Source organism: Pseudoalteromonas sp. HF66 (assembly GCF_011806445.1).
Classification (GTDB): Bacteria; Pseudomonadota; Gammaproteobacteria; order Enterobacterales; family Alteromonadaceae; genus Pseudoalteromonas; species Pseudoalteromonas apostichopi.
In genome coordinates this window covers 65,565-91,887 of the sequence record NZ_JAATOU010000009.1, presented here as the reverse complement: position 1 = coordinate 91,887, position 26,323 = coordinate 65,565, and the positions used below count along the sequence as shown (strand labels likewise).

Annotated in this window: 24 protein-coding genes and 1 tRNA gene; 19 read left to right on the top strand and 6 right to left on the bottom strand. The window is 41.6% G+C overall.

Translation table 11 applies throughout. The annotated features are described in order from the left end of the window. Positions 1-79: 79 nt before the first annotated feature. The 3 genes from groL to HCZ11_RS10900 form a co-directional block, all read right to left on the bottom strand. Positions 80-1,726, bottom strand: coding sequence for a chaperonin GroEL (gene groL / locus HCZ11_RS10910; RefSeq protein WP_130050370.1), 1,647 nt, complete (start codon positions 1,724-1,726; stop codon positions 80-82). A gap of 51 nt (positions 1,727-1,777) precedes the next feature. After that, a complete protein-coding gene (locus tag HCZ11_RS10905; RefSeq protein WP_063701599.1) occupies positions 1,778-2,065 on the bottom strand; it encodes a co-chaperone GroES in 288 nt (95 codons plus the stop codon). Between the two features lie 143 nt (positions 2,066-2,208). Next, positions 2,209-2,685, bottom strand: a complete 477-nt coding sequence (locus tag HCZ11_RS10900) for an FxsA family protein (RefSeq protein WP_130050371.1) — start codon at positions 2,683-2,685, stop codon at positions 2,209-2,211. A gap of 162 nt (positions 2,686-2,847) precedes the next feature. Between HCZ11_RS10900 and cutA the strand changes: the two genes are divergently transcribed. The 15 genes from cutA to HCZ11_RS10825 all read left to right on the top strand — a co-directional run bounded on the left by cutA (position 2,848) and on the right by HCZ11_RS10825 (position 18,491). Then, a complete protein-coding gene (gene cutA, locus HCZ11_RS10895) occupies positions 2,848-3,168 on the top strand; it encodes a divalent-cation tolerance protein CutA (RefSeq protein WP_167658413.1) in 321 nt (106 codons plus the stop codon). Next, complete coding sequence (locus HCZ11_RS10890; protein WP_167658412.1) at positions 3,168-4,994, top strand: protein-disulfide reductase DsbD; 1,827 nt, start codon at positions 3,168-3,170, stop codon at positions 4,992-4,994. Before cutA ends, HCZ11_RS10890 begins: the two co-directional genes overlap by 1 nt. Before the next feature lie 347 nt (positions 4,995-5,341). Further along, positions 5,342-5,794, top strand: coding sequence for a type II 3-dehydroquinate dehydratase (gene aroQ / locus HCZ11_RS10885; protein ID WP_167658411.1), 453 nt, complete (start codon positions 5,342-5,344; stop codon positions 5,792-5,794). Between the two features lie 30 nt (positions 5,795-5,824). After that, positions 5,825-6,289 (top strand): acetyl-CoA carboxylase biotin carboxyl carrier protein, encoded by a 465-nt coding sequence (gene accB / locus HCZ11_RS10880; protein WP_130050375.1) that lies wholly within the window; start codon positions 5,825-5,827, stop codon positions 6,287-6,289. Between the two features lie 23 nt (positions 6,290-6,312). Continuing rightward, a complete protein-coding gene (accC, locus tag HCZ11_RS10875; RefSeq protein WP_130050376.1) occupies positions 6,313-7,653 on the top strand; it encodes an acetyl-CoA carboxylase biotin carboxylase subunit in 1,341 nt (446 codons plus the stop codon). 142 nt (positions 7,654-7,795) lie between these two features. Then, entirely contained in the window at positions 7,796-8,263 is a 468-nt protein-coding gene (gene tsaE / locus HCZ11_RS10870; RefSeq protein ID WP_130050377.1) for a tRNA (adenosine(37)-N6)-threonylcarbamoyltransferase complex ATPase subunit type 1 TsaE, read from the top strand. A gap of 72 nt (positions 8,264-8,335) precedes the next feature. After that, positions 8,336-9,643: an N-acetylmuramoyl-L-alanine amidase gene (locus tag HCZ11_RS10865; RefSeq protein ID WP_233786811.1), complete on the top strand. Its 1,308-nt coding sequence runs from the start codon at positions 8,336-8,338 to the stop codon at positions 9,641-9,643. A 23-nt stretch (positions 9,644-9,666) separates the two neighbouring features. After that, on the top strand, positions 9,667-11,505 hold the full coding sequence (gene mutL / locus HCZ11_RS10860; RefSeq protein WP_167658410.1) for a DNA mismatch repair endonuclease MutL: 1,839 nt from the start codon (positions 9,667-9,669) through the stop codon (positions 11,503-11,505). A 15-nt stretch (positions 11,506-11,520) separates the two neighbouring features. Beyond that, a complete protein-coding gene (miaA, locus tag HCZ11_RS10855; RefSeq protein WP_167658409.1) occupies positions 11,521-12,438 on the top strand; it encodes a tRNA (adenosine(37)-N6)-dimethylallyltransferase MiaA in 918 nt (305 codons plus the stop codon). 80 nt (positions 12,439-12,518) lie between these two features. Continuing rightward, on the top strand, positions 12,519-12,782 hold the full coding sequence (gene hfq / locus HCZ11_RS10850) for an RNA chaperone Hfq (protein WP_130050381.1): 264 nt from the start codon (positions 12,519-12,521) through the stop codon (positions 12,780-12,782). A gap of 17 nt (positions 12,783-12,799) precedes the next feature. Next, entirely contained in the window at positions 12,800-14,089 is a 1,290-nt protein-coding gene (hflX, locus tag HCZ11_RS10845) for a ribosome rescue GTPase HflX (protein WP_130050382.1), read from the top strand. 91 nt (positions 14,090-14,180) lie between these two features. Then, positions 14,181-15,347 (top strand): FtsH protease activity modulator HflK, encoded by a 1,167-nt coding sequence (gene hflK / locus HCZ11_RS10840; protein ID WP_130050383.1) that lies wholly within the window; start codon positions 14,181-14,183, stop codon positions 15,345-15,347. Between the two features lie 5 nt (positions 15,348-15,352). Next, the gene (gene hflC / locus HCZ11_RS10835; protein WP_130050384.1) at positions 15,353-16,231 is read left to right on the top strand and encodes a protease modulator HflC; all 879 of its coding nucleotides are present in this window, start codon (positions 15,353-15,355) and stop codon (positions 16,229-16,231) included. 225 nt (positions 16,232-16,456) lie between these two features. Further along, positions 16,457-17,770, top strand: a complete 1,314-nt coding sequence (locus HCZ11_RS10830) for an adenylosuccinate synthase (RefSeq protein ID WP_130050385.1) — start codon at positions 16,457-16,459, stop codon at positions 17,768-17,770. 112 nt (positions 17,771-17,882) lie between these two features. Then, positions 17,883-18,491 carry a tetratricopeptide repeat protein gene (locus HCZ11_RS10825; protein WP_130050386.1) on the top strand — a complete coding sequence of 203 codons (609 nt, stop codon included), beginning with the start codon at positions 17,883-17,885 and terminating at the stop codon, positions 18,489-18,491. 203 nt (positions 18,492-18,694) lie between these two features. Here the strand turns inward: HCZ11_RS10825 and HCZ11_RS10820 are convergent, their stop codons facing one another. Continuing rightward, positions 18,695-20,554 (bottom strand): sodium:proton antiporter, encoded by a 1,860-nt coding sequence (locus HCZ11_RS10820; RefSeq protein ID WP_167658408.1) that lies wholly within the window; start codon positions 20,552-20,554, stop codon positions 18,695-18,697. A 918-nt stretch (positions 20,555-21,472) separates the two neighbouring features. Here HCZ11_RS10820 and proB point away from each other — a divergent pair. Next, on the top strand, positions 21,473-22,579 hold the full coding sequence (proB, locus tag HCZ11_RS10815; RefSeq protein WP_167658407.1) for a glutamate 5-kinase: 1,107 nt from the start codon (positions 21,473-21,475) through the stop codon (positions 22,577-22,579). After that, positions 22,576-23,823, top strand: a complete 1,248-nt coding sequence (locus tag HCZ11_RS10810) for a glutamate-5-semialdehyde dehydrogenase (RefSeq protein WP_130050389.1) — start codon at positions 22,576-22,578, stop codon at positions 23,821-23,823. The genes proB and HCZ11_RS10810 overlap by 4 nt, the downstream gene beginning before the upstream one ends. 171 nt (positions 23,824-23,994) lie before the next feature. Here HCZ11_RS10810 and HCZ11_RS10805 read toward each other — a convergent pair. Continuing rightward, positions 23,995-24,070, bottom strand: a tRNA-Ala gene (locus HCZ11_RS10805). Between the two features lie 166 nt (positions 24,071-24,236). On the opposite strand from HCZ11_RS10805, the gene HCZ11_RS10800 reads away from it, so the two are divergent. Together HCZ11_RS10800 and HCZ11_RS10795 are read left to right on the top strand one after the other, a co-directional pair. Next, positions 24,237-24,623 (top strand): hypothetical protein, encoded by a 387-nt coding sequence (locus HCZ11_RS10800; RefSeq protein WP_130050390.1) that lies wholly within the window; start codon positions 24,237-24,239, stop codon positions 24,621-24,623. After that, positions 24,624-25,124, top strand: a complete 501-nt coding sequence (locus tag HCZ11_RS10795; protein WP_130050391.1) for a prolyl-tRNA synthetase associated domain-containing protein — start codon at positions 24,624-24,626, stop codon at positions 25,122-25,124. Here the strand turns inward: HCZ11_RS10795 and HCZ11_RS10790 are convergent. Further along, the gene (locus HCZ11_RS10790) at positions 25,091-26,227 is read right to left on the bottom strand and encodes an MFS transporter (RefSeq protein ID WP_167658406.1); all 1,137 of its coding nucleotides are present in this window, start codon (positions 26,225-26,227) and stop codon (positions 25,091-25,093) included. The genes HCZ11_RS10795 and HCZ11_RS10790 overlap by 34 nt on opposite strands. Between the last annotated feature and the right edge of the window lie 96 nt (positions 26,228-26,323).

Sequence of the window (26,323 nt, the reverse complement as noted above, 5' to 3'; positions counted from 1 at the left end):
TTATTTACAGAGCAAGTAAATGAATGCAAAAAACCCAGCCGGAGCTGGGTTTTTTAAGCAAAGTGCTTGGGAGGGATGATTACATCATTCCGCCCATACCACCCATGCCGCCCATGCCGCCCATATCTGGAGCAGCTGGCTCATCTTTCGGGATTTCAGCAACCATTGCTTCAGTTGTGATCATTAGACCTGCGATTGAAGCTGCGTACTGAAGTGCAGAACGCGTTACTTTCGTTGGGTCTAAGATACCCATTTCGATCATGTCGTTGTACTCGCCTGATGCTGCGTTGTAACCGTAGTTACCTTCACCGCCTTTTACTGAGTTAACAACAACTGATGCTTCGTCACCAGCGTTCGTTACGATTTGACGAAGTGGTGCTTCCATTGCACGTAGTGCAACTTTAATACCGTGGCTTTGGTCTTCGTTGTCGCCAGCAAGTTCAACAAGTTTGCTTGCTACGCGAACTAGTGCAACACCACCACCTGGTACAACACCTTCTTCAACCGCTGCGCGAGTTGCGTGTAGTGCATCTTCAACGCGGTCTTTTTTCTCTTTCATTTCGATTTCAGTTGCTGCGCCAACTTTGATTACTGCAACACCGCCAGCTAGTTTAGCCATACGCTCTTGTAGTTTCTCTTTATCGTAGTCAGACGTCGCTTCTTCGATTTGTGCTTTGATTTGTGCAACACGACCATTGATGCCGTCTTCTTCGCCTGCACCGTCGATGATTGTTGTATCATCTTTAGTGATTACAACGCGCTTCGCTGTACCCAGGTCTTCGATAGTTGCTTTTTCTAGCTCTAAACCGATTTCTTCAGAAATTACAGTACCACCTGTTAATACAGCGATGTCTTGAAGCATTGCTTTACGACGGTCGCCAAAACCAGGGGCTTTAACTGCAGACACTTTAACGATGCCGCGCATGTTGTTCACTACTAGTGTTGCAAGTGCTTCACCTTCAAGGTCTTCAGCAATGATAAGTAGTGGCTTGCTTGCTTTAGCAACTGCTTCTAGTGTAGGTAGTAGCTCACGGATGTTAGATACTTTTTTGTCTACAAGTAGAATGAATGGGTTGTCTAGCTCTACAGCGCCTTTTTCAGCGTTGTTGATGAAGTATGGAGAAAGGTAACCGCGGTCAAACTGCATACCTTCAACTACGTCTAGTTCGTTTTCTAATGACTGACCTTCTTCAACAGTTATAACGCCTGAGTCACGGCCTACTTTTTCCATTGCTTGTGCAATGATGTCACCGATTTCTTTATCAGAGTTAGCAGAAATAGTACCTACTTGTGCAATTGCTTTAGTGTCTGCACATGGAACAGAAAGTGCTTTAAGCTCTTCAACTGCTGCAGTAACTGCTTTGTCGATACCGCGCTTAAGGTCCATTGGGTTCATACCCGCTGCAACTGCTTTTAAGCCTTCGTTTACGATAGATTGCGCTAATACTGTTGCAGTTGTTGTACCGTCACCTGCAGCGTCATTCGCTTTTGACGCTACTTCTTTAACCATTTGTGCGCCCATGTTTTCGAACTTGTCTTCAAGCTCGATCTCTTTAGCTACCGATACACCGTCTTTAGTGATCACTGGAGCACCGAATGATTTGTCTAATACAACGTTACGGCCTTTAGGACCTAAAGTTACTTTTACTGCGTTTGCTAAAATGTTCACGCCAGTTAGCATTTTGCCACGTGCGTCACCTGCAAAAAGTACTTCTTTTGCTGCCATGATTTAATTCCTCTTAAATTCTGTAAACGGGTTGCTAAACGAAAAGTAGGATTAGCCTACAATGCCTAGAATGTTATCTTCACGCATGATCAGGTACTCTTGACCTTCGATCTTTTCAACTTTTTCAACATAAGAGCCGAACAGCACAGTGTCACCGGCTTTAACTTCTAACGCTCTTACTTCACCGTTGTCTAAAACACGGCCATTACCAACAGCGATAACTTCTCCGCGAGTTGATTTTTCAGCTGCAGAGCCAGTTAATACAATACCGCCAGCAGACTTAGTTTCTTCTTCTAGACGCTTAACGATGACGCGATCATGTAAAGGACGAATGTTCATTTATTTAGTTCTCCTAACAGTTTCTGAACAGTACAGAAAAAATCTTGTGTTATTGCAGGGGAGTGCTTAGCCACCCGCTGCGTTTCATTGCATTCATTAATGGGGGTGGCTTAAAAAAATCCAAGTACAAAAATTAAAAAATTTTAATCTTTTCGCTCAAATTCACCATCAATAGTTGTCGGTTGGTGGTTTGGCTCTTCGTGAGTTGTTGTTTTACTGTGATATTGGAAGTGTGCAGAGCCTTGATTTGTCTGCGAACTCATGCGCACAGTGGCTTGACTGGCAAGGCCTGCAGCTAGCTTGTTTCGTATTGCTGGGGTGAGTAATAAAAAGCCAAAAAAGTCAGTCATAATCCCCGGAGTCATCAATAAAACACCGGCGATAATCACACATAAACCAGTAAACAATTCTTTGGCAGGCATTTGCCCTTGTGCCATTTGTAACTGCACGTTTTGAATCGCACCTATACCTTGTTGCTTAACTAATTTTGCACCGACAATCGCGGTTACAATGACAAGCGCTATGGTGGCAAAGCCACCGATCACTTCACTCACTTGAATGAGTAATGCAATCTCCACAATCGGCACTAAAATAAATAATAAAAACAAAAATCTAAACATAAGGCTCTCTAAAAAATGTCATTCTCTTTCGAGTCAGTGAAATATAAATAGGGGTGAGCAGGTCATTTTTCAAGGTGGAACCTAGGATCGCCTTGCTCGCTACACATTATAGTTACTATCGGCTACTATGGTGCGACTCACGTAATCAAACAAAGGTTCCTTATGACTACGCATTTTCGACTTATTTTTACTACTTGTGCAAATGAGGATGAAGCCCGTCAGTTGGCACAACATCTAGTTAAAGAAAAGCTAGCGGCTTGTGTGAACATTATGCCTACAATTGAATCTATCTACATGTGGGAAGGCGAGATAACTCAAGCTTTAGAAAGTAAGTTACTGATCAAAACTAAGTCAGAAAAAATGAATGAAGTGATCCAAACTATCAAGAAATTGCATAGTTATGAGATACCAGAAATTCAGGTCGTTGATGTTGCTACAGGCAATTTAGCCTATTTTAATTGGATGGATGAGGTACTTAATTAATGCGATCGTTCCTTTTATTACTTTGTGCACTGTGGCTTGTGCCGGCAAGTGCAAGTAATAACAATTTACTTGGAAATCTACTGCAGCCCGCAGAGCAAACATTTCTGCCGGTTGAACAGGCCTTTGTTTTCGATTTTGACCAGCAAGGCAAAACCTTATTTATTGGCTGGGATATTGCGCCTGATTATTACCTTTATAAAAAGAAAGTCGAAATAATCGCTAAAGGTGCTGATATTGAAATACCTGATCTTGGTAAAGGGCAAATTATAGAAGATGAGTTTTTTGGTAAGACTGAGGTCTTCTTTGACTCGTTAAGTGTGGTTACTAAGGTCAGTAATGTCACTGAAGGGGCGGTTGTTAAAATTCGTTTTCAAGGCTGTGCCGAGGCGGGGTTATGTTATCCGCCAGAAGTTAGAACCATTCCTTTATCTGTGATTGCAGGTGAGCGAGTATCAGAGACTGCAGATGCGGGGAACGCATTAGCAGCATTAACACAAGCAGCTGATACAAATGAAGCGTCACCAGCGCCTTCTCAAGAAGCATCAAAACCAGCTGGTGAGCAGTCATATACCGATAAACTGGCATCGCAAGGCTTATTGACGAATCTTGTTATTTTCTTTTTAGTCGGTGTTGGTCTTGCTTTTACACCTTGTGTATTTCCAATGTTTCCAATTTTATCGAGTCTTATCGCGGGACAGCAGAATTTATCGACCAAAAAAGCGTTTTCGCTGTCGTTCGTTTACGTACAAGGTATGGCCGTTACGTATGCAGCACTGGGCTTAGTGGTTGCATCATTAGGTGGTCAAGTCCAAGGATATTTGCAGCATCCAACGGTGCTAATCAGCTTTAGTATTTTGTTTGTATTGCTGGCAATGTCGATGTTTGGCTGGTACGAAATCAAATTACCTAGTGGCATAATGAATAAGCTCACTCAGGTTAGTAACCAGCAAAAAGGCGGCAACTATGTTGGCGTATTTATGATGGGTGTACTGTCTGGTTTGATAGCTTCACCTTGTACAACCGCGCCGTTGTCTGCTGCTTTACTCTACGTGGCGCAAAGTGGTGACTACCTAGTGGGTGGTTTAACACTCTATGTACTAAGTTTAGGCATGGGCTTACCACTGTTATTATTGGGTACTTCTGGTGGTAAATTACTGCCAAAAGCCGGTGGTTGGATGGAGCAAGTAAAAACCTTATTCGGTTTTATCATGCTGGTTGTGCCACTTATTCTGCTTGAACGTATTGTTGATATCGAACTCATCTGGTTGATGGCTGGTTTATTAGCACTTGCAACAGCGCTGTATTTACACCACTGGCAAAGTGCGCAATCGCAGGGCAAGCTAAAAACAGCATTGTGGTTTGCTGCAACATTACTTGTTGTGACAGGGGCTAGTTTAACGAAAAATTATTTCTGGCCTAGTAAAGCGGTGGTTGCTGAAGCTGCCGTACAAACACATCGTTTTAAACACGTTGCTAATTTAAGTGAATTGAAAGAAGAAATTGCTGCCGCAAGTAGCGAAGGGCGTTTAGTGATGGTCGATTTATACGCTGATTGGTGTGTTGCGTGTAAAGAGTTTGAACACTACACCTTTCCTGACGCTAAGGTGCAAGAGCAGTTTGCTCACTTTGAGTTAATCCAAATTGATTTAACCGAAAGTGATGCAAAAACTATTGAATTAATGGAAGAGTACACGGTATTCGGTTTACCGAGTATTTTGTTCTTTGATACCCAAGGTAATGAGCTTTTAGAGCAACGTGTAACTGGGTTTTTAAACGCGAAAGACTTTGCTGAACATTTAGCAAAAGTAAGAAATACTGCCAAATAAACGCAAACGTGCAGGAAAATAGCAAAACGCCACTCATTAGAGTGGCGTTTTTGTTTCTAGCTAAGAAAAATGCTTTTATTAGCTAAAATTCAGCGCTTTTTCTTGTAAATGTTCAATTACACAACAAGCAAAGACAGTGATTAACTTACTTGAGTGCCTTGTCATGCCTGCATTTGCCGTAAGTAGGTAGTGATTAGACCAGTATTTTGCTGCTATTTACGTCGAAATATCTATAATAGGTGGTTAACGTGAGAAATAGTTGCTATTTTACATCAGCACGCTTAGGTTAAGCGTGGGTTTATGATGAATATGGTTAAACTGCTTACTTATAGGATATATCGCGTATTATGGCTGCAAAATTCAAACTTTTAGTTCTAAATGGGCCAAATTTAAACATGCTTGGCAAGCGTGAACCAGAAAAGTACGGCACTCAATCTCTTGATGAGATTATAGCTGAACTTAGTCAGGTTGCTGCAGGTCTCAATGTTGATTTAACGCATTTCCAAAGTAATAGTGAAGCTGCATTAATAGAGCGCATTCACGATGTATGGCAAGAGGTTGATGCAATTATTATTAACCCTGCTGCATTTACGCATACAAGCGTAGCCTTACGGGATGCATTACTCAGTGTAAACATTCCCTTTTACGAGGTGCATTTAACTAATGTGCATGCTCGCGAAGCATTCCGTCATCATTCGTATTTTTCGGATGTGGCACAAGGCGTCATTATTGGATTAGGAGCAATGGGTTATAAGGTGGCACTAGAAGCTGCAGTTAACCAATTGCAAAACACACATTAATTTTTAAATAACTAACAGGCGGGTCGTTCAATGGATATTCGCAAGATCAAAAAACTTATCGAACTAGTAGAAGAATCTGGTATTGCTGAATTAGAAATCACTGAAGGTGAAGAGTCAGTACGCATCAATCGTAACAACATGGCTGCAGCACCTGCAATGCAATATGCTCCACAACAGTTTGCAGCACCTGCGCCTGCAGCGGCGCCAGCTCCAGTAGCAGATGCTCCTGCAGCAGAAGCGGCTGCTCCAGCTGCACCGACTGGTCACCAAGTTAAATCACCTATGGTTGGTTCATTCTACTCAGCGGCTTCTCCAGAAGCAGCACCTTATGTAGAAGTAGGTTCTAAAGTAAATGTTGGCGACACGTTATGTATCGTTGAAGCAATGAAAATGATGAACCAAATCGAATCTGATAAAGCAGGCACAGTAAAAGCTATCTTAGTTGAAAATGGCGAGCCAGTAGAATTCGATCAACCTTTATTCATCATTGAATAATAGCGCAACAAAAGGCCAACTCTATGTTAGATAAAGTAGTCATTGCAAACCGAGGTGAAATTGCACTTCGCGTACTGCGCGCCTGCAAAGAGCTTGGGATCAAAACTGTTGCTGTGCATTCAACGGCAGACCGTGATCTTAAGCACGTGTTACTGGCAGATGAAACAATTTGTATTGGTAAACCATCAGCGACTGAAAGTTACTTAGATATTCCGCGCATTATTGCAGCGGCAGAAGTAACAGACGCAGTTGCTATCCATCCAGGTTATGGTTTCCTTTCTGAAAATGCAGACTTTGCTGATCAAGTTGAGCAAAGTGGCTTTGTGTTTATCGGTCCTAAAGGCGACACGATTCGCTTAATGGGTGATAAAGTTTCTGCAATCGAAGCGATGCGTAAAGCAGGTGTACCTTGTGTACCTGGTTCAGATGGTCCATTAACGGCAGACAGCGAACGCAACATTCAAATCGCAAAACGTATTGGTTACCCTGTAATTATTAAAGCAGCAGGCGGCGGCGGTGGTCGTGGTATGCGTGTTGTTCGCAGCGAAAAAGAACTAATCGATTCAATCGCTCTTACTCAGCAAGAAGCAAAGCAGTTCTTCGGTAATGGTATGGTTTACATGGAAAAATTCCTTGAAAACCCACGTCATATCGAAGTTCAAGTACTTGCTGACGGTCAAGGTAACGCAGTTCACTTAGGTGAGCGTGATTGTTCAATGCAACGTCGTCACCAAAAAGTTGTTGAAGAAGCGCCAGCGCCAGGTATCACAGCTGAAATGCGTAAGTTCATCGGTGACCGTTGTACTCGTGCATGTATCGAAATTGGTTATCGTGGTGCAGGTACGTTCGAGTTCTTATACGAAAACGGCGAGTTCTATTTCATCGAAATGAATACTCGTATTCAGGTTGAGCACCCAGTAACAGAAATGGTAACTGGCGTTGACTTAATCAAAGAACAGCTAAAAATTGCAGCTGGCCAGCCATTATCATTCACACAAGAAGATGTGGTTATTCGTGGTCATGCAATTGAGTGCCGTATTAATGCTGAAGACCCAGAAACCTTTATTCCATCACCAGGTAAAATCACGCGATTCCACCCTGCTGGCGGTTTAGGTATTCGTTGGGACAGTCATATCTATGCAGATTACACCGTACCACCTCATTACGATTCAATGATTGGTAAGCTGATCTGTTATGGTGAAAACCGTGATGTAGCCATTGCTCGTTCACGCAATGCGTTAAACGAATTAGTGATTGACGGTATCAAGACCAACACACCACTACACAAGAAAATCTTGGCAGATGAGAACTTCCAAAACGGTGGTACAAACATCCACTACCTTGAGAAGAAGCTAGGTCTGTAAACAAAATTCTGTTTAAGCTAAAAAGCCGGCAACTTTGCCGGCTTTTTTTTGTCAAATTAGGCATAAGAGCGGCTCTCGCCTTACAAAAATATTCTGGTATGATTAATAAAGTAATGTGTTTTTAGTTTTTCATGAGGTAATAATGACCGACAGTGTTGGTTTTCCACTCGCTGATGAAGCGGCAACGGTTAATATGGGTAAGCAACTTGCAGCCTTAATGGAGCAAGGAGCAGTCATCTATTTACATGGTGACTTAGGTGCCGGTAAAACGACATTAACCCGTGGTATCGTGCAAGGTTTCGGTCATCAAGGTAAGGTTAAGAGTCCAACTTATACACTGGTCGAGCCTTACCAATTAACTAAAGCTGATGTCTATCACTTTGATTTATATCGCTTAGGTGATCCTGAAGAACTTGAATATATGGGTATTCGTGACTATTTTTCACCACAGGCTATTTGTGTTGTGGAATGGCCCGAAAAAGGCGGCGAATTTATTCCAACACCGGATCTTGATATCACCCTGCGCTATGAAGGCGAGGCGCGTGCTATTTTAATTAACAGCTTAACCGACCGTGGTCAGGCAATTGTTCAGCAACTTAAGAGCGCGTAAGAATAAACATATAAAAATAAAGGTGTATTAGTAAAAATGGCTCGTTGTACATTTAAACTATTAACTATATTGATGTTTTTGTTTGTGAGCCAAGTTGCGCTTGCACAAAATACGATTAATAGCGTACGTGTGTGGCCCTCACCTGACAGCACTCGTGTGGTCTTTGACTTAAACGATAAGCCAGATTTTAGCTACTTCATGTTGAAGAACCCAGCTCGTTTAGTGATTGACTTAAAAAATACCGACAAACTAGATAGCTTGCCTGCTATTCCTAAAAAGCATCAGATTGTTTCAAAACTGCGTTATTCAAAACCAAAAGATAGCAAGAGTGTGCGTTTTGTTTTTGAACTAGCTCGTGCCAGTAAACCAGTTGTGTTTGCTTTATTACCGACCGATCCATATAAACACCGTTTAGTGGTTGACCTTGTGGATAAAACGCCGAAGGCAGAACCAGTTGCTTCAACCAATACCAGTGTTAAAAAGCGTGAGCTTCATCAAGAACGCGATATCGTCATTGCGATTGACGCAGGCCATGGTGGTGAAGACCCGGGCTCAATTGGTCCGTCGGGCACGTATGAAAAAGATATCACGCTGCAAATAGCGAAGCGCCTGGAGCGAATGATAGATGCTGAAAAAGGCATGATTTCGCGCATGGTTCGCCGTAGTGACTACTTTGTCAATTTAAACACCCGTACTAGCATTGCTCGAAAGAAAAAAGCAGACTTCTTTGTGTCGATTCATGCTGACGCATTTACCAGCCCGCAGCCAAACGGCGCTTCTGTCTGGGTGCTATCACTGCGCCGCGCTAATTCTGAAATTGGTAAATGGATTGAGGATAAAGAAAAACACTCAGAGCTTTTAGGTGGTGCTGCTGGGGTGTTAAAAGATACTGCTAGCGAAAAATATTTAGCACAAGCACTGCTAGATATGTCAATGGATCACTCAATGAAAACAGGTTTTAGTGTTGCGGAAGAAGTGGTTAGCGAATTAAGAAAAGTTGCTAAAATGCATAAGAAGCGTCCACAAGCGGCGAGTCTTGCAGTATTAAAATCACCGGATATTCCGTCTATTTTGGTAGAAACAGGGTTTATTTCGAACCCGCGCGAAGAGCGAATGCTAAAAACGGCGCAGCATCAGGAGCGTTTAGCAAAAGCAATTTTCACTTCGATTAAAAATTACTATATGCAAAACCCGCCAGATGACTCGTTATTTGCTAAGTTAAAAGCGCAGTTTCCGACTAAACATAAAGTACGTCCCGGTGAGTCGTTAAGTATTTTGGCAAGCAGATACAACACCTCTGTTAGTAAGCTAAAAACGGCCAACAAGTTAAAATCGAATACCTTGTTTATTGGTCAAGAGCTTGATATTCCTCAAAGCTAGTCAATTTTCGTGTTAGGAACACTATGAGCATAGAAATACTACCCGCGCGATTGGCTAACCAAATTGCTGCGGGTGAGGTGGTTGAACGCCCCGCATCTGTTGTTAAAGAGCTAGTCGAAAACAGTTTAGATGCCGGCGCAACGCGCATTCAAATCGATATTGAGCGCGGTGGTCATAAGCTGATTCGCATTCGCGATAATGGTTCGGGCATTAATAAAGATGAGCTGACATTAGCTTTGTCGCGCCATGCTACAAGTAAACTTAAGTCACTTGATGATCTAGAGAACATCTGTTCACTGGGTTTTCGTGGTGAAGCACTCGCTTCTATTAGCTCAGTATCACGGCTAACTTTGAGTTCAAAACCAAAACAACAAGAAGCCGCATGGCAAGCGTTTGCTGAAGGACGCGATATGGCGGTGCAAATCAAGCCAACTGCACATCCCGATGGCACCACCATTGAGGTAAAAGACTTATTTTTTAATACCCCTGCGCGGCGAAAGTTTCTTCGCACCGAGAAAACTGAGTTTTCACATATCGATGAGCTAATAAAGCGTATCGCGTTGAGTCGCTTTGATGTATCTATTACTCTTACACACAACGGCAAAGTTGTGCGTCAATACCGTGCAAAGCCAAACCCTGAGCACGCAATAACACGTGTAGCGCAAGTTGCTGGTAAGGCGTTCAGTGAGCAGGGTTTGCATATTCAATCAGGTGAAGCAGGCTTGATGCTACGAGGCTGGGTATTACCAGTGGGTTCAGCAAATAGCACTCAATATACCTATGTCAATAATCGCATGATGCGCGATAAACTCATTTTGCATGCGATTCGCCAAGCTTTTGAAGAAGTTGCTGGATCAGAAGAGCTTCCAGGATTTGTAATTTATATTGATATTGATCCACGCCAGGTCGATGTTAATGTGCACCCGGCTAAACATGAAGTACGGTTTCATCAAGGTCGCTTAGTACATGATTTTATTCTGCAGGCAATAAAACAAGTTGTAGTGCCGCTTCAGCATGAAGCCGGTTTTACCGAACATAATGACACTGCTTTTCAACATGCTTCGTTTGATGAGACAAACCTAAGCAGCACGCAGCCAAGTTTGAATCAATCAGTGCCAGCAGAGCAGTATGATTACCCCAAATCTGAATTACAACCGACACGTTTAACAAGTTATTCTGGTACAACAGGTCGTTCTGGAGGTGGTTTTGGTAGCGACAGCCAAGGGCGCAGTAAAACATCGCATCAAGATGTGAATGCTTTTTATCAAGGGATCAGTGAGCAACATGCCGCGCATTTTGACCAAGTACGCCCTGAACCAAGCATTGCAGCACCGGTTGCTGAGCAAGCTAAGCTTGCCAAACTCATTCACGTACGAGAAGGCGAATGCGTATTTAGTGAAGATAACCAGCTATTTGCTGCGCACTTTAAGTATGCTTTAGCACTCGACTGGCAAGTGCAAGTAGAACAAGCTGGCAGTCTTGATGGCAAAGCTTTGTTGTTGCCTGTGCGAGTGAATGCAAGTGCTGATGACATTAGCGCCTTAAATGCTCAGCAGTCGTGGTTTACCTTACTCGGTTTTGATTTGGTTATTGAAAAGCAATTTGTGATGGTTAAAAGGCTCCCGCCTTGTGTGTATTTACTTGATGTGAGTCATGCTATTGAGTGCCTGATTAGCGGCTGCAAATCATCGCTAAGTTCACTGGATAAATGGCTAGAATGGTTAACACAGCAAATTCCAAAACGCTATTACGCAAGTCAAGCCTTTATGGAGCAAGTGACTCGGTTAGAAAATAATCCACAAACTATGCAACGTTTACGTCAAAAAGCAGTTAAAATAGATCTATCTCAGTTTTTAAACTAAGCAAGGTATTTAGGCTTGAATAACTTACCCGTCATTTTTTTAATGGGACCAACCGCTGCAGGGAAAACAGACTTAGCAATTTCGCTGTGTGGGCATTTAAACACAGAAGTAATCAGTGTTGATTCAGCATTAGTCTATAAAGATATGGATATCGGCACTGCAAAACCAAATGCAGAAGAGCTAGCTCGTGCGCCGCATCATTTGATCGATATTATTGACCCAGCAGATAGTTATTCAGTAGCAGATTTTCGCCGTGATGCCATTGAAAAGATTGATCTATTTCATAAGCAAGGTAAAGTACCTGTATTGGTTGGCGGTACAATGATGTATTTTAAGTCGCTTATTGATGGCTTATCACCGCTACCAGAGGCATCACCTGAAGTACGTGCCGAGCTTGAAAAAGAAGCAAAGCAGTTAGGCTGGCCACATTTGCATAAAGAGCTTGTGAAAATTGATCCTGATGCAGCACAAAAAATAAGCGAAAATGATTCGCAACGAATTAATCGCGCATTGGAAGTGTATCGTATAACAGGTAAAACAATGACTGAGCTGCAAAAACAAAAACAGCCTGAGCTTCCTTATACTTTCCATCAATTTGCCATTGCGCCTGATGATCGCAGTGAATTACATCAGCGAATTGAGAAAAGGTTCAAAATAATGCTCGATCAGGGGTTTGAAAATGAAGTTTCATCCCTATATAAACGTAAGGATTTACACCCAGACCTACCTTCGATTCGTTGTGTGGGTTATAGACAAATGTGGGATTACATTGCTGGCGAAATTGACTATGATGAAATGGTCTTTCGCGGTATTGCAGCCACACGGCAGTTAGCCAAGAGACAACTGACTTGGTTAAGAGGTTGGCCTGATGTAACTTGGTTGACTTCGGGTGATGAAGAAAACTTGCAACGTGTAGTAAGTTCGCTAAGCTAGTAGTAGCTGAAAGTTTTTTAGCTTTGTTAAATTAGTTCAGCTACTTAATTATAATAACACCTAGAACGAAGGAAAATAACATGGCAAAAGGCCAGTCGTTACAAGACCCATTTTTAAATGCGTTACGTCGTGAGCGCATTCCAGTATCAATCTTTTTGGTTAATGGCATTAAATTGCAGGGTAAAATCCAGTCATTTGACCAATTTGTTATTTTACTTGAAAACACCGTTAATCAAATGGTGTATAAACACGCTATTTCAACTGTTGTTCCAGCGCGTTCTGTTAACTTCCAAGGTGTTCAAGGAAGTGATGATTCAGAAGAGCAAGAACCTGGAAATTTTTAAACTTAGGAGCGTAATGCTTGTTTGACCGTTATGAAGCCGGCGAACAGGCAGTTTTAGTTCATATCGACTTACCTAAAGAGGGGGATCGTGAAGATCTCCACGAATTAGAGTTGTTGGTATCTTCTGCTGGTGTTAGTAGTTTGGCGATTGTGCAAGGCAGTCGTCAAGCACCACATCCGAAACTTTTCGTCGGGACCGGAAAAGCAGAAGAAATCGCTGAAACTGTCAAAATCCACAATGCAGATGTCATCATTTTCAACCATCAACTTAGCCCGTCACAGGAGCGCAACTTAGAACGCGTTTGCCAGTGTCGTGTTCTTGATCGTACGAGTTTGATCCTAGATATTTTTGCGCAGCGAGCGCGTACTCACGAAGGTAAACTTCAGGTTGAGTTAGCTCAGTTACGCCATATTTCTACTCGATTGATCCGTGGTTGGACCCACCTTGAAAGACAAAAAGGGGGGATAGGTTTACGTGGTCCGGGTGAAACCCAGCTCGAAACCGATAGACGATTATTGCGCGCAAGAATTAAAAATATTCGTGCCCGTTTAGATAAAGTCGCTGTTCAACGTGAGCAGGGTAGGCGTGCACGAACGCGAAATGAAATTCCAACGGTTTCACTAGTTGGTTATACCAATGCTGGTAAATCAACGTTATTTAACCGCATTACAGATTCTGATGTGTATGCAGCCGACCAGTTATTCGCAACCCTAGATCCAACCTTACGTAAGTTGGATATTGGTGATATAGGTCCGGTTATTTTAGCTGATACGGTAGGTTTTATACGTCACTTACCGCATGACCTTGTTGCAGCGTTTAAAGCAACCTTAACAGAAACCCGTGAAGCTGATTTGCAGCTACATGTTATTGATGTGGCAGACCCTCGTCGAAAAGAAAATATTGAGCAAGTACAGTCTGTTTTAAAAGAAATTGAAGCAGATGAAGTGCCTCAGTTATTGGTTTATAACAAAATAGATGCACTAGATGACGTTGCGCCACGTATAGATAGAAACGATGAAGGTCAACCAGTACGAGTTTGGTTATCTGCGCGAACAGGCGTAGGCTGTGAGCTACTGTCTGAGGCAATTAATGAGTTACTTGCCAAGAAGATGTTTGCTGATGAACTAAAATTAGCACCACAATATGGTCGTATTCGTGCAGCATTATTTAACTTAAACGCAGTTCATCAAGAGAGTTTCGATGAACAAGGAAACTGGTTACTATCGGTACGCTTACCAATGGCAGACTGGAATCGCTTGAAAAAAGAGATGGGACAAGAGCTCGACTCTTTCGTAGTGACTAATTAAAAATCACCGGCATTTGTCTTTTTTAGTATGAGAAACGCTGTAGATTTGATAGATTTAACCTAATTCATTTAGATAACAATGGAGTATAGCTATGGCCTGGAATGAACCGGGTAATAATGGCAATGATAAAGATCCGTGGAATAATAAAGGCGGAAAAGATCAAGGCCCACCTGATTTAGACGAGGTAATGCGTAAGTTCGGCAACAAGTTTGGCGGTTTATTTGGTGGTAATAAACCAGGTAAAAGCGGCGGCGGACTTGGCGGCGCAGGCATTTCTTTCATCCTCATTATTGCCATCATCGTATGGGCATTAAGTGGTATTTACACGGTAAAAGAAGCTGAGCGCGGTATTGTTTTACAGTTTGGACAATATGACCGTATTGCAGAGCCTGGCTTACGTTGGAAAATGACTTTCATTGAACGTGTGATTCCGGTTGATATAGAAGCGGTTCGCTCTCTATCTGCAAAAGGCTTCATGCTAACCGAAGACGAAAACGTGGTTAATGTTGAGTTTGAAGTACAGTACCGTGTTATCGATCCACACCTTTACAAGTTCAGTGTTACTGATGCTGACCACAGCTTACAACAAGCGCTTGATAGTGCACTACGTTATGTTATTGGCCATGTAAAAATGGACCAAGTGTTAACGACTGGTCGTGAGTTAGTGCGTCAACAAACGTGGGATGAGCTTAACAAAATCATCGAGCCTTACAATCTAGGTATTATTGTGAGCGATGTGAACTTTAAAGATTCACGTCCGCCGGGTGAAGTAAAAGATGCCTTTGATGACGCTATCGCTGCACAAGAAGATGAAGAGCGTTTCATCCGTGAAGCCGAAGCGTACGCTCGTGAAATTGAACCTCGTGCTCGTGGTCAAGTAACACGTATGACACAAGAAGCCGAAGCATACCGTGAACGTATTACACTTGAAGCACAAGGTGAAGTGGCTCGATTTGAAAAGCTATTACCAGAGTATCAAGCGGCAAAAGAAGTTACACGTAATCGCTTATATATTGATGCAATGGAAGAAGTGCTAAGTAACAGCTCTAAAGTGTTAGTTGATGTGAAAGGTGGTAACAATATGCTGTATTTACCACTTGATAAAATCATGGAAAAACAAGGTACAGCGACACGTGTTGCATTACCAAGCTCAAGTGATATTAAAGATCTTCGCAACAAAATAAACACTTCACGTAACAGTACGGTAAATTCAAGTAATGACCGTTTCGCAACTGACCGTTTCAATGAGGGGAGATAAGCAAGATGAAAAATTTTAGTTTAGTAATACTTGCCCTTGCAGTTGTGCTGTCTTTTTCTTCGATTTTTGTTGTACAAGAAGGCGAGAAGGCAATCGTTCTGTTATTCAGCAAAGTTGAAAAAGATAGTAATGACAACGCGGTGGTATATGGTCCAGGATTACACTTAAAAGTGCCTTTCTTTAGCCAAGTACGTCGTTTAGATGCACGTATTCAAACGCTAGATGGTGCACCAGATCGCTTTGTAACAAGTGAGAAAAAAGATTTAATCGTTGATTCATATGTAAAATGGCGAATTAATGACTTTAGTGCTTTTTATCTTCGTGCTCGTGGTGATAAGCAATATGCAGAAACACTACTAAAGCAAAAAGTGAATAATGGCCTGCGTACTAACTTTGGTTCTCGTACTATCAGAGAAATTGTCTCAGGTGAGCGTAGTGAACTGATGGAAGAAGCATTAGTACAAGCTTCTGAAAGTGCACAAGAGCTAGGCATTGAAGTACTTGATGTGCGTGTAAAGCAAATTAACTTACCGCAAGAAGTGAGTAGCTCAATCTTCCAACGTATGCGAGCTGAGCGTACTGCGGTAGCTAAAGAGCACCGTTCTGAAGGTCAAGAAAAAGCTGAAACGATTCGTGCCGAAGTGGACCGTCGAGTCACAGTTATGCTTGCAGATGCTGAGCGTAATGCGCGTACTGTTCGTGGTCAAGGTGATGCAGATGCCGCTGCTATTTACGCGAATGCCTATAGCAAAGATGCAGAATTCTTTGGTTTTGTGCGTAGCTTAGAAGCGTATAAGAAGACTTTCAAAGATAAACAAGACGTGATGGTGCTTTCACCAGATAGCGACTTCTTTAATTATATGAAAGGTACAAAAGCACAGTAACTAAAATTTGTGTGATGAAAAGCCCTGCATTTTGTAGGGCTTTTTTGTTTCTGTGAATGATTAATTTTCATCCTCAACTTTTTTATAAACCTCTGTTCTGCCTGTAGTTGTTGAATTATTAAAGAAGGTAAAAATTCAGGCGCAGAAAAAATAAGCTAAACGGGGTGATCTTTCACCTCGTTTTCTGATAAAATCTCGTCCTAATTTTTTCTAAGTGAATTTGCAATGGGTAAAAACGTTGTTGTACTAGGCACCCAATGGGGTGACGAAGGTAAGGGTAAGGTAGTTGACCTCCTTACAGACAAAGCATCTTTAGTAGTTCGTTATCAAGGTGGTCATAACGCAGGCCATACTCTGGTAATCAACGGTGAAAAGACGGTTTTACACCTTATTCCATCGGGTGTATTACGTGACAATGTTAAGTGTGTGATCGGTAATGGTGTTGTTTTATCACCAGAAGCATTAATGAAAGAAATCGGCATGCTAGAAGAGCGTGGCGTACCAGTACGTGAGCGCTTATTAATCAGCGAAGCATGTCCATTAATTTTACCTTTCCACATTGCATTAGATTTAGCCCGTGAAAAAGCACGTGGCGATAAGCCAATTGGTACTACAGGTCGTGGTATCGGTCCAGCTTATGAAGATAAAGTAGCACGTCGTGGTTTACGTGTAGGTGACTTATTCAACCCTGAACAGTTTGCTAGCAAGCTTAAAGAAGTATTGGAATACCATAACTTCACATTAGAGCATTACTACAAAGCTGAACCAGTTGATTTCCAAAAGACATTTGACGATGCAATGGCTATCGCAGATATCTTAAAAGCAATGGTTGTTGATGTTACTGAGCTTCTTGATCAAACTCGTTTAGCTGGTGATAACATCTTATTTGAAGGTGCACAAGGTACATTACTTGATATCGACCATGGTACATACCCGTACGTAACATCATCAAATACGACTGCTGGTGGTGTAGCAACTGGTGCTGGTTTTGGTCCACTACACCTTGATTACGTATTAGGTATTATCAAAGCATACACGACACGTGTAGGTTCAGGTCCTTTCCCTACAGAGCTTTATGACGGTCTTGATAAACAAGATCCAGTTGGTAAGCACTTAGGTGATAAAGGCCATGAGTTCGGTGCAACGACAGGTCGTTTACGCCGTACAGGTTGGTTAGATGCAGTAGCAATGCGCCGTGCAGTTCAAATCAACAGCATCTCAGGCTTCTGTTTAACTAAACTAGATGTATTAGACGGTTTAGAAACATTAAAAATCTGTACTGGTTACCAGTTAGAAGATGGCACTGTAACGAACGTTACACCATTAGCTGCTGAAGGTTACGAAAAAGTAACGCCAGTATACGAAGAAATGCCTGGCTGGTCTGAAAACACAGTAGGTGTAACGTCAGTTGATCAATTACCACAAGCGGCACTTGATTACATCAAACGTATTGAAGAAATCACTGGTGTTCCAGTTGATATTATCTCTACAGGTCCTGACCGTGTAGAGACGATGGTATTACGCAACCCGTTTGCATAATTGCCATAGTGACTAAAAAAGCTGCTTCGGCAGCTTTTTTTGTGCCTAAAATTCACTCTGGAATGATAATTGTATATTATTTGCTAAGACCGACTTTTTTTAAGTGATTTTGATGCGTGTTTTATTGCCTTTAACATTACTCTTTTCCAGCCTGAGCATGGCTGAAGAGCCCATTGCAGCAGTACCTCTGTACTCAGAGAGCGAGTTAATTGGCTTGATCAATAAAAATGCACACCTAGCACGTGTAAAGGCAGATGATTGCCAGTTAGTACAAGATATCGAAGCACGAGCCAATAAAATGGCACTACCATCGTATCAGTTCTTGTATGGTGATATGTTAGCTTATGCGGTGTGTGTAGACCGCAATGTAGAATTAGGGGTTTATTATATGCGTCAGGCCGCTCAACAAGGGCTAAGCGCTGCATTAGAGCAACTTGGCCGCTACTATGATACAGGACGGCTCGTACAGCAAGATAAAGCCATGGCGGTAACCTATCTGCGTGAAGCGTCTGCGCAAGGCAACTTAAAAGCGCAAATGCGTTTAGTAAATCTGTTTAACCAAGGTTATGGCAGTCCACGTGATTATGAAGATGCCTACCGTTGGTTATTTCATTCAATGGTTGCTGATAAAGCTACTCACAAAAAAATCGAAAACTTACTAGCGAAGCTTGCCGAAAAGATGCCAGATAGCGTCGTTGAGCGCGCGCGTTTACCTATGTAGAAACATACAAATAAAAAGGCCAACTGATGCTGGCCTCTTGTTATACCAATCCGCAATAATACTTAATCATTTTGAGGGATTAAACCTGTCGCTACCTGCGTTAAAAATTTCTCATTTAGAACAACTAAATAACGAAATTTTTGCCTTGTTATCAACAAGATTTTCTTGCCTCAAAATAGACTATTTAATTAAGCGAATTGGTATTATTTCTCTTCTTTACTTTCTTTTGGTTTGCCGTTGTTTGGGTCTTTTAACACCGACAACTTAGGTGGTTGTAGCGCAACGATACGCTCACCTACTTGTGGTGTCTTTTCCATACTTGTCGTAAATGGGCGAATTTTAATTGGTGAATCGTCATCATCATTTTTTTCACCACTTAAAATGAACAGTGGTATTGCTTCGCTATTGATCTCTTTGTATTGCTCCCAACTAAATTCCTCAGAAATGCGAGTTGCACTGACTTTGCCGCCTTTGGCTATTAAGCTACTTAAGCGAGCGTACGCACCATTGTCTCCAAACAAAATCTGACGTGATAAGAACGTCGCACTGTCTTTGTTTGCTTTAGCATGGTTAGTTGAAGAGCGCAGTGAAAACACGTCTTTTTCGTCGAGTAAATGCGAGAAATATTGCACGCCCAATGCGTTGTGATGACGGTTAGGCGATAGCGCTAATACGCTACGAATCGTCGTTAATGGTAAATAACGCTCTGCATGTTCTGATTGCGGGTTACCATAGTAACAAGGTAAGCCGTCCATGCGCGCCATTTTACAGTTTTCCCATGCAGGATCAGACAAGTGCACCGGAATGTTTTGATCTTTTAAGCCACAAGCAATAGCACGTGCTACATGGTTTGCACCAATAATTAATATGGTATTTGGAGCAGGCTGGCGTACTTTTAATAGTTTAGCTAATGGCGTTGCTGTCAGGCTTTGTAGTACCACTGTTACTATGATCACAGTGAATATGAGTGGCACTATTTTTTCGGCGTCGGCAATGCCTGCTTCTACCATACTCAAAGCGAATACAGAGCCTACCGCTGCTGCAACAATGCCTCGTGGCGCAATCCACGATAGCACTAAGCGAGACTTTAGCGGTAAATCGGTTTTAAAGGTTGATATTGCAATACATGCTGGACGTGCCACGAAGAGCACGATAGCTAAGAAAATAAATACATCGCTATGTAGCATCATTAAATCAGATAACTGTAGGCGGGCTGCAAGTAAGATGAATAGCGATGAAATTAAGATCATCGAAAGGTCTTCTTTAAACTCAAGTACTGAGTCAATTTCGAGCTCATCTTGATTAGCAAGCCAAATACCAAATACGGTTACAGCCAATAGACCAGATTCATGACTTAAGTGGTTAGACACAGTAAAACTAATTAAGACTAAAGCTAAAATACCAAATTTATGTAATTCGAAAGGGAGCCATTCGCGGCGTATCAGTAATGTAGTAAGCCAACCTGCAACCACACCAATTGTTAAACCCACCCCTAAAGTTTTAAATAGGGCGATAATGGTATGGCTTAGTACTTCGCCTTGACCTACAAGCATTACAGCTTCGAATACGAGTACAGCGAATAATGCGCCAATTGGGTCTATTACTATGCCTTCCCAGCGTAAAATACGATCGATATCTTGAGTAGGTCTCATAGAGTTTAACAGCGGTGCGATAACCGTAGGACCAGTAACGACAAGAACTGCACCAAGTACAGCGGCAACCCGCCAATTCAGCTCTAAAATCCAATAAGCACTTAGGCTTACCACCAAGCATGTTGTGATCATCCCGATGGAGCAGAGGTTGCGAACAACCTTGCCGATACCTTTGAGCTCTCTAAAGTGCAGGGTAAGTGAACCCTCGAATAAGATCACCGCTACGCTTAAAGAAACCACAGGAAATAATAAATCCCCTAACAGTGCGTCAGGTTCAAGCACACCACTAAATGGTCCAAGTATTAAACCTGTTAGTAGTAAAAATAAAATAGCCGGTACACGAAACGCCCATGCTACCCACTGTGCTAATACAGAGCACAAGGCGATCCCTGCTATATAAATTGCTGACATAGAATGAATTATCCTTTAGTTACTACTATTTAAAAAATACCAACACCTTAGATAATCGTGTTTGAAGACGATAAACAGCCGCTGAACTTTTAAAAAATACTTATCTATTAAAGCCTACTCACCGTCATGGATACAAGCAAACTTGTTGCTTCAAATACGATTTTAGTCGTTATTACTACTTTTTGGGCTATTTTGAAAACAAAAATCTGATTTGTTAATGAAAAATCATCAGGTCGAAGATGTTGCGTCCTAAGTTGCTGTTAAAAAAAGTCTATTTTTACCATTTATGGTAAGTATAAAAGCCATGATTACTTTTTACACTTGATCTTTGACCCTGATTTCCCGTATTATATTTCGTGTTCAAACAATTTGATATCTAAATATTTATAAGCGTTGTCTTATACTTTCAGAGTTCTACCTCTAAATATTCAATTGTTTGTAACAGTTTTAGTGTTTTATACACTTTGTTTTCTAATTAAATAGAAATGAGCTTGTTAGTGTTCAGTGTGTATTTATTACGTGTTGAATAGAATTAAAGTTCATTATCTGGTCAATGTTTAGCTCCCATCGTGGCAGCTAAATCTCGGTCATACAATCTACACCCTATCTGTTGGTGTACCAGATTGTATAGGCTCTATGTATGTTGTTATTAATAAAAGCCGCACACAGCTTTTTACAGCGATACATAAACAACACTTATCTTTTTTTATCAACTTATGGTTTATAACCGTTTGGTCTACTGACTGAATAAAAGTTGTGCTATATCTAATCGCAGTATTTGCGTGGCGTAGTCGTGTGCATAGATAAGTCGTTTGGCAAAGTGATAATAGTCAGTGCGTTTAGTTGTGCTAAACGCGAGTCTTTTAATCAGTGGCAAATTGGCACTGAACAGATAGTAAAATGGAAAGTTGAACAGTTATGCAAAAGTTAAATTGGCGACGTATAGTACTAAAAGTAGGTAGCGCATTAATCGCACCCGAACAAGACGGGTGTCGCTCACGTTATTTACTGACCATTGCACAGTTCATCGTTCGCTGTCGAGCGCAAGGTATCGAAGTGATTTTAGTATCATCAGGTTCGGTAGCTGCTGGTTCGCATTTATTCCCAGAACAAGAAAAACGTTCAGTGACGATGAAAAAAGCAATGGCTGCTGCCGGTCAAACAGAAATGATGGCAATGTGGGATCGATTTTTTGATTTTCCTTCGGCACAGATTTTATTAACCCACGGTGACTTACGTGACCGTGAGCGTTACACCAGTATTCGTGAAACAGTTTTCACCTTACTTGAACATGGTGTATTACCTATCATTAATGAGAATGACACGGTAACGACCGATGATTTAAAAGTTGGCGACAATGATAACCTGTCGGCAATGGTCGCCGCAGCTGCGGATGCAGATGCATTGATGATTTTTTCGGATGTTGATGGTCTTTATGACAAAAATCCGAATTTACATGAAGATGCTGTGTTGCTTCCTAAAATTGAAAATATTGATGAATCAATTTATGCCATGGCCGGTTGTGCAACCAGTGCCGTTGGTACAGGTGGTATGAAAACGAAAATCGAAGCGGCTGAAAAAGCCACTTCACATGGTATTACAACTTTTATCTTAAATGGTTTTAAAGAAGAGACGTTTAATCGACTACTAGCGGGTGACAACCCAGGTACTATCTTCACACCATATGAAAAACCAATGCAAGAGGCTGTGCATTGGATGACTCACACAGCGAATGAGCAAGGTGAGGTTGTAGTTGAAGGTTCATTTGATGAATCATTAAAAGATGAAGACGGCTGTATTCGTAGCGACGAGATCGTTGCGGTGCACGGAGAATTTGGCGTAGGCGATACTATACTAGTTCGTAGTGATGATGGTACGCGTCTAGCAAAAGCAACAGCGAATTACAGTAGCTGTTTATTGAATTTTATTGCTGACAACGAGCAAAGTGAATTTAGCGAAAAAATGCAAGATTCAATCGGCCCAGTTGTTTCAGAGAAAGATATCGCATTATTGGAGAAGTCATGAGTTTAATTACGGATATTTCGAGTCAAGCTGCCAAAGCTGCAACCCAGTTAGCTTTACTTGATACTGCTACTAAGAATCAAGTTTTAGCTGAGATGGCACAGGCATTACGTGAAAGCAAAGCCTTTATCATCAAAGAAAACGAAAGCGATTTAGCGGCAGCACGTGATAATAACCTTGCTGCATCTATGATTGACCGATTAACGCTTAACGATGAGCGTATTGAAGCGATGGCTGAAGGTATTGAAGTCATTGTTAGTCTCGATGATCCTGTGGGTCAATTACGCGAAATTTCAGAGCGCCCGAATGGTATCAAGATCAGCAAGATGCGCGTACCACTTGGTGTTGTGTGCATGATTTATGAAGCACGTCCAAATGTGACGGCTGATGCTGGTGCATTATGCTTTAAATCAGGTAATGGTGTTATTTTACGTGGTGGTAAAGAAGCACTACGTAGTTCACAAGCGATCGCTAGTGTGATGCACAAAGTACTTGAGAAGCATGGTTTACCAGCAGCGTTGATTTCAGTGATCCCAGATCCAGACCGTGGTCTACTAATGGAACTGATGCAACAACGTGACACTATTGATTTAATCATCCCGCGTGGTGGTGAGGGTTTAATTAATTTTGTAACAGAAAACAGTACCATTCCAGTAATTCAGCACTTTAAAGGTGTTTGTCACCTTTATGTCGATAAAGACGCTGATCTGAATGTCGCTATCAACTTATTATTAAATGGTAAAACTCAGCGTACCGGTGTGTGCAATGCCCTAGAAGGTTTAGTGGTACACCAAGATATTGCAGATGAGTTTTTAAATCTATGTGCAGTGGTACTTCGTCAAGAAGGCGTAAAAGTAAACGCAGATGCTAAAGCTGCTGAATATTTTGATAATGCTACTGTGCTTGCTGATGATGAATTTGGTGAAGAGTATTTAGATTTAGAAATCGCAATCAAAGTTGTGCCAGATTTTGCTGGTGCAATTGATCATATTGCTAAGTTTGGTTCAAACCACACTGAAGTGATTTGTACTAAAGACCAAGCTGCGGCTGAGCTATTCCAACGCAGCGTTGATGCCTCTGTTGTGATGGTTAATGCGTCATCGCGTTTTTCTGATGGTTCACAGCTAGGTCTAGGTGCTGAGATTGGTATTGCGACAACTAAGCTACATGCTTACGGTCCAATGGGTCTTGAGTCACTTACGACTGAAAAATACTTAGTGAATGGCGAAGGTCAAATTCGTGAGTAACCGATAACAAGTGATCATTTTAAAAGCCGGGCTCTGCTCGGTTTTTTTATGTCTAAAACAAGTTTACTTTAATAAAGTAAAACGTATAAACGACTAGAAATATAAAAATTGGTTAGATAACTTAGTTTTGATTATTAAATTCGGCAGGTTGCCTAAAGAAAGGTAGGAAAGTGGTGGAGCTAAGCAGGATCGAACTGCTGACCTCCTGCGTGCAAGGCAGGCGCTCTCCCAGCTGAGCTATAGCCCCACATTCCTAAAATACAGGATGCTTAAGTCTTGCGTCTCAAGCGGGGTGAACTTTAAATATTTTTACATATTTGGTCAAGTATTTTTTTTAAAATGTTCGAATTTTTACTCTATTGTTTTATTTTTGGTAGACTAAAGCGCATTCACTGTACAAGGCTTATCCAATAATGAAAAAAATAGCATGGCTTTTGGTTGTTTTACTTACCGGTTGCGCAAGCCAAGGAGAAGCACCTCCATTTGAAATTAATAATAAGCAGTTTTATGAAAAAAATGACGACCAAGGCAATAAAATTTTTGCCTATGTGGTGTCAGTTAAAGCACAAGGAAGACAGCCAATTAACCTTGATAAGCCAATGACACGCAGGCAGTTTAAAGACTTTGCCGAGCAAGAAGTATTTGAAGAATCGAGCAACTTAAAACTTATGCTCGAAGATCAAGCGGTCGAATTATTAAATAAAGAGCTTAAAGAACGAAAGTACTGCGACGATAAACACGTTATTGACGAAGTATTATGGCGTGATTTAAGTGTACAATTACGAGGACGTTGTTTGTAAATGTATGCAGATAAAAATAAGTTAGCTGCTACGCTAGCTCAATTAGATATTAACTATGATGTGATTGAGCATCCACCGTTACATGGTAGTTTAGATGCCGATAAATTTATGCTCGATAGACCGGGCACACGATTAAAAAACCTGTTTTTACGAGATAACGAAGGCAAGCGGCATTTTTTAGTGATCACTGCCCATGACAAGCAGCTTGACTTAAAAGCCATTGCTCAGCAGCAAGGGTTATCTCGTTTAGGATTTGCATCTGATGAGCGGTTAGCGCGTTATCTGAAAGTGCCACCGGGCTGTGTTTCTATGCTGGCACTTTTAAACGACAAACAAAATAATGTTACCCTTTGGCTAGACCAAGAAATTTGGTTCAACGAGCTTTTTCATTGTCACCCTTTTGAAAATACCGCGACATGGTTGATGAAAAAAGATGACTTAGAGCTGTTTTTTGCAAGTACCGGGCATCAGCCTCGTATCGTATTTCTTCCAGCCAAATAAACTAAGCTTAAACCCACTAAGCAAACTAAAAGTAGCACGGTCATAAAGGCAACTTGGCCGTGTTGCTGATATACCAGTCCAGGCAATAACGAACCGAGTGCGCCACCGCTGTAATAAAACGATACATAACCCCCATTGGTGACACTTGCAGGTGCACTGCTGATTTTATTTACTAATGGCGCCGCACTTGAGTGGATCACGAACATTGCGCCACAAAAGCCGGTAAAAGCAATAACAAAAAGTATTAACTGCTGACTCATCAGTAGCACCATGGTCAGACTATAGAATACAAATACCCAAGTTAATAAACGCCAAGGTGTTGATGACTTTCGTAACAGCCAAGGTGTAGCTATGGATGCGAGTGCACCAAGCAAGTAACCGCTGTAAACCAGCCCGATATCTCGGGTATTAGTGATAGCAAAACTGTCTTGTAGGATGAAAGGTAAATAATTCAATAGCGCTGCAAAGCAAAAGAACATACAAAAAATCGCTCCATATAGCTTTAATACCTGCGGATCTTTTAATTGTTTTAGATACAACAGGGGCGATTTGGCTGCATGAATGCTCGCACCTTTGCTTGATTTTGGAATGGTGATTGCAAACAGTACTAACCCTAACGCAATCACATAATAAAAGCTTTGCCAGCTCAAAAAGTCAGTAAATAAGGCCGCGAGTATACGTCCAAAGTAACCGCCGACGATGGTGCTGCCAATGTATAGGGTCATATTACGCTGTAATTGGTCGGCCTGATAAGTTACACCAATATAACTGGTCATGGCTGTGAGAGCCGCTGGGAGAGTGAGCCCTTGAATAAAGCGAACCAGTAATAGCAATTCAAAACTAGGTGCTAAGGTAAAAGCGACACAGCTTATTGCTAGCACAAACATAGCAATCTTTAAAATTGTTAACGGATTTCGTTTTGCTAAAAACAAGCCATACACTAAAGGGGCGATAGCCAATGGCAGCATGGTCGCTGTCATTAAGCTACCTGCAGTGGCTGGCAATACAGAAAAATGGTTGGCAAATAATCCAAGCAAGGGTTGTGGGGCGTATAAAACAAAGAAAATAAATACAGAGCAAAGTAACAAATGTCGCAGCTGCATTTTAAGCTCCCGAGAGGAAAAGCCCTAGCTTATCGGGTACAGGGTTTTTTACAAGTTCAAAGGCGACTAAAATTATAAATCTTGCGTTAAATCAAT

What these genes read in the sequence shown, in the direction of transcription:
- groL (WP_130050370.1), bottom strand. Translation starts at nt 1,726, where the DNA reads ATGGCAGCAAAAGAAGTACTTTTTGCAGGTGACGCACGTGGCAAAATG.
- HCZ11_RS10905 (WP_063701599.1), bottom strand. Translation starts at nt 2,065, where the DNA reads ATGAACATTCGTCCTTTACATGATCGCGTCATCGTTAAGCGTCTAGAA.
- HCZ11_RS10900 (WP_130050371.1), bottom strand. Translation starts at nt 2,685, where the DNA reads ATGTTTAGATTTTTGTTTTTATTATTTATTTTAGTGCCGATTGTGGAG.
- cutA (WP_167658413.1), top strand. Translation starts at nt 2,848, where the DNA reads ATGACTACGCATTTTCGACTTATTTTTACTACTTGTGCAAATGAGGAT.
- HCZ11_RS10890 (WP_167658412.1), top strand. Translation starts at nt 3,168, where the DNA reads ATGCGATCGTTCCTTTTATTACTTTGTGCACTGTGGCTTGTGCCGGCA.
- aroQ (WP_167658411.1), top strand. Translation starts at nt 5,342, where the DNA reads ATGGCTGCAAAATTCAAACTTTTAGTTCTAAATGGGCCAAATTTAAAC.
- accB (WP_130050375.1), top strand. Translation starts at nt 5,825, where the DNA reads ATGGATATTCGCAAGATCAAAAAACTTATCGAACTAGTAGAAGAATCT.
- accC (WP_130050376.1), top strand. Translation starts at nt 6,313, where the DNA reads ATGTTAGATAAAGTAGTCATTGCAAACCGAGGTGAAATTGCACTTCGC.
- tsaE (WP_130050377.1), top strand. Translation starts at nt 7,796, where the DNA reads ATGACCGACAGTGTTGGTTTTCCACTCGCTGATGAAGCGGCAACGGTT.
- HCZ11_RS10865 (WP_233786811.1), top strand. Translation starts at nt 8,336, where the DNA reads ATGTTTTTGTTTGTGAGCCAAGTTGCGCTTGCACAAAATACGATTAAT.
- mutL (WP_167658410.1), top strand. Translation starts at nt 9,667, where the DNA reads ATGAGCATAGAAATACTACCCGCGCGATTGGCTAACCAAATTGCTGCG.
- hfq (WP_130050381.1), top strand. Translation starts at nt 12,519, where the DNA reads ATGGCAAAAGGCCAGTCGTTACAAGACCCATTTTTAAATGCGTTACGT.
- hflK (WP_130050383.1), top strand. Translation starts at nt 14,181, where the DNA reads ATGGCCTGGAATGAACCGGGTAATAATGGCAATGATAAAGATCCGTGG.
- hflC (WP_130050384.1), top strand. Translation starts at nt 15,353, where the DNA reads ATGAAAAATTTTAGTTTAGTAATACTTGCCCTTGCAGTTGTGCTGTCT.
- HCZ11_RS10830 (WP_130050385.1), top strand. Translation starts at nt 16,457, where the DNA reads ATGGGTAAAAACGTTGTTGTACTAGGCACCCAATGGGGTGACGAAGGT.
- HCZ11_RS10825 (WP_130050386.1), top strand. Translation starts at nt 17,883, where the DNA reads ATGCGTGTTTTATTGCCTTTAACATTACTCTTTTCCAGCCTGAGCATG.
- HCZ11_RS10820 (WP_167658408.1), bottom strand. Translation starts at nt 20,554, where the DNA reads ATGTCAGCAATTTATATAGCAGGGATCGCCTTGTGCTCTGTATTAGCA.
- proB (WP_167658407.1), top strand. Translation starts at nt 21,473, where the DNA reads ATGCAAAAGTTAAATTGGCGACGTATAGTACTAAAAGTAGGTAGCGCA.
- HCZ11_RS10810 (WP_130050389.1), top strand. Translation starts at nt 22,576, where the DNA reads ATGAGTTTAATTACGGATATTTCGAGTCAAGCTGCCAAAGCTGCAACC.
- HCZ11_RS10800 (WP_130050390.1), top strand. Translation starts at nt 24,237, where the DNA reads ATGAAAAAAATAGCATGGCTTTTGGTTGTTTTACTTACCGGTTGCGCA.
- HCZ11_RS10795 (WP_130050391.1), top strand. Translation starts at nt 24,624, where the DNA reads ATGTATGCAGATAAAAATAAGTTAGCTGCTACGCTAGCTCAATTAGAT.
- HCZ11_RS10790 (WP_167658406.1), bottom strand. Translation starts at nt 26,227, where the DNA reads ATGCAGCTGCGACATTTGTTACTTTGCTCTGTATTTATTTTCTTTGTT.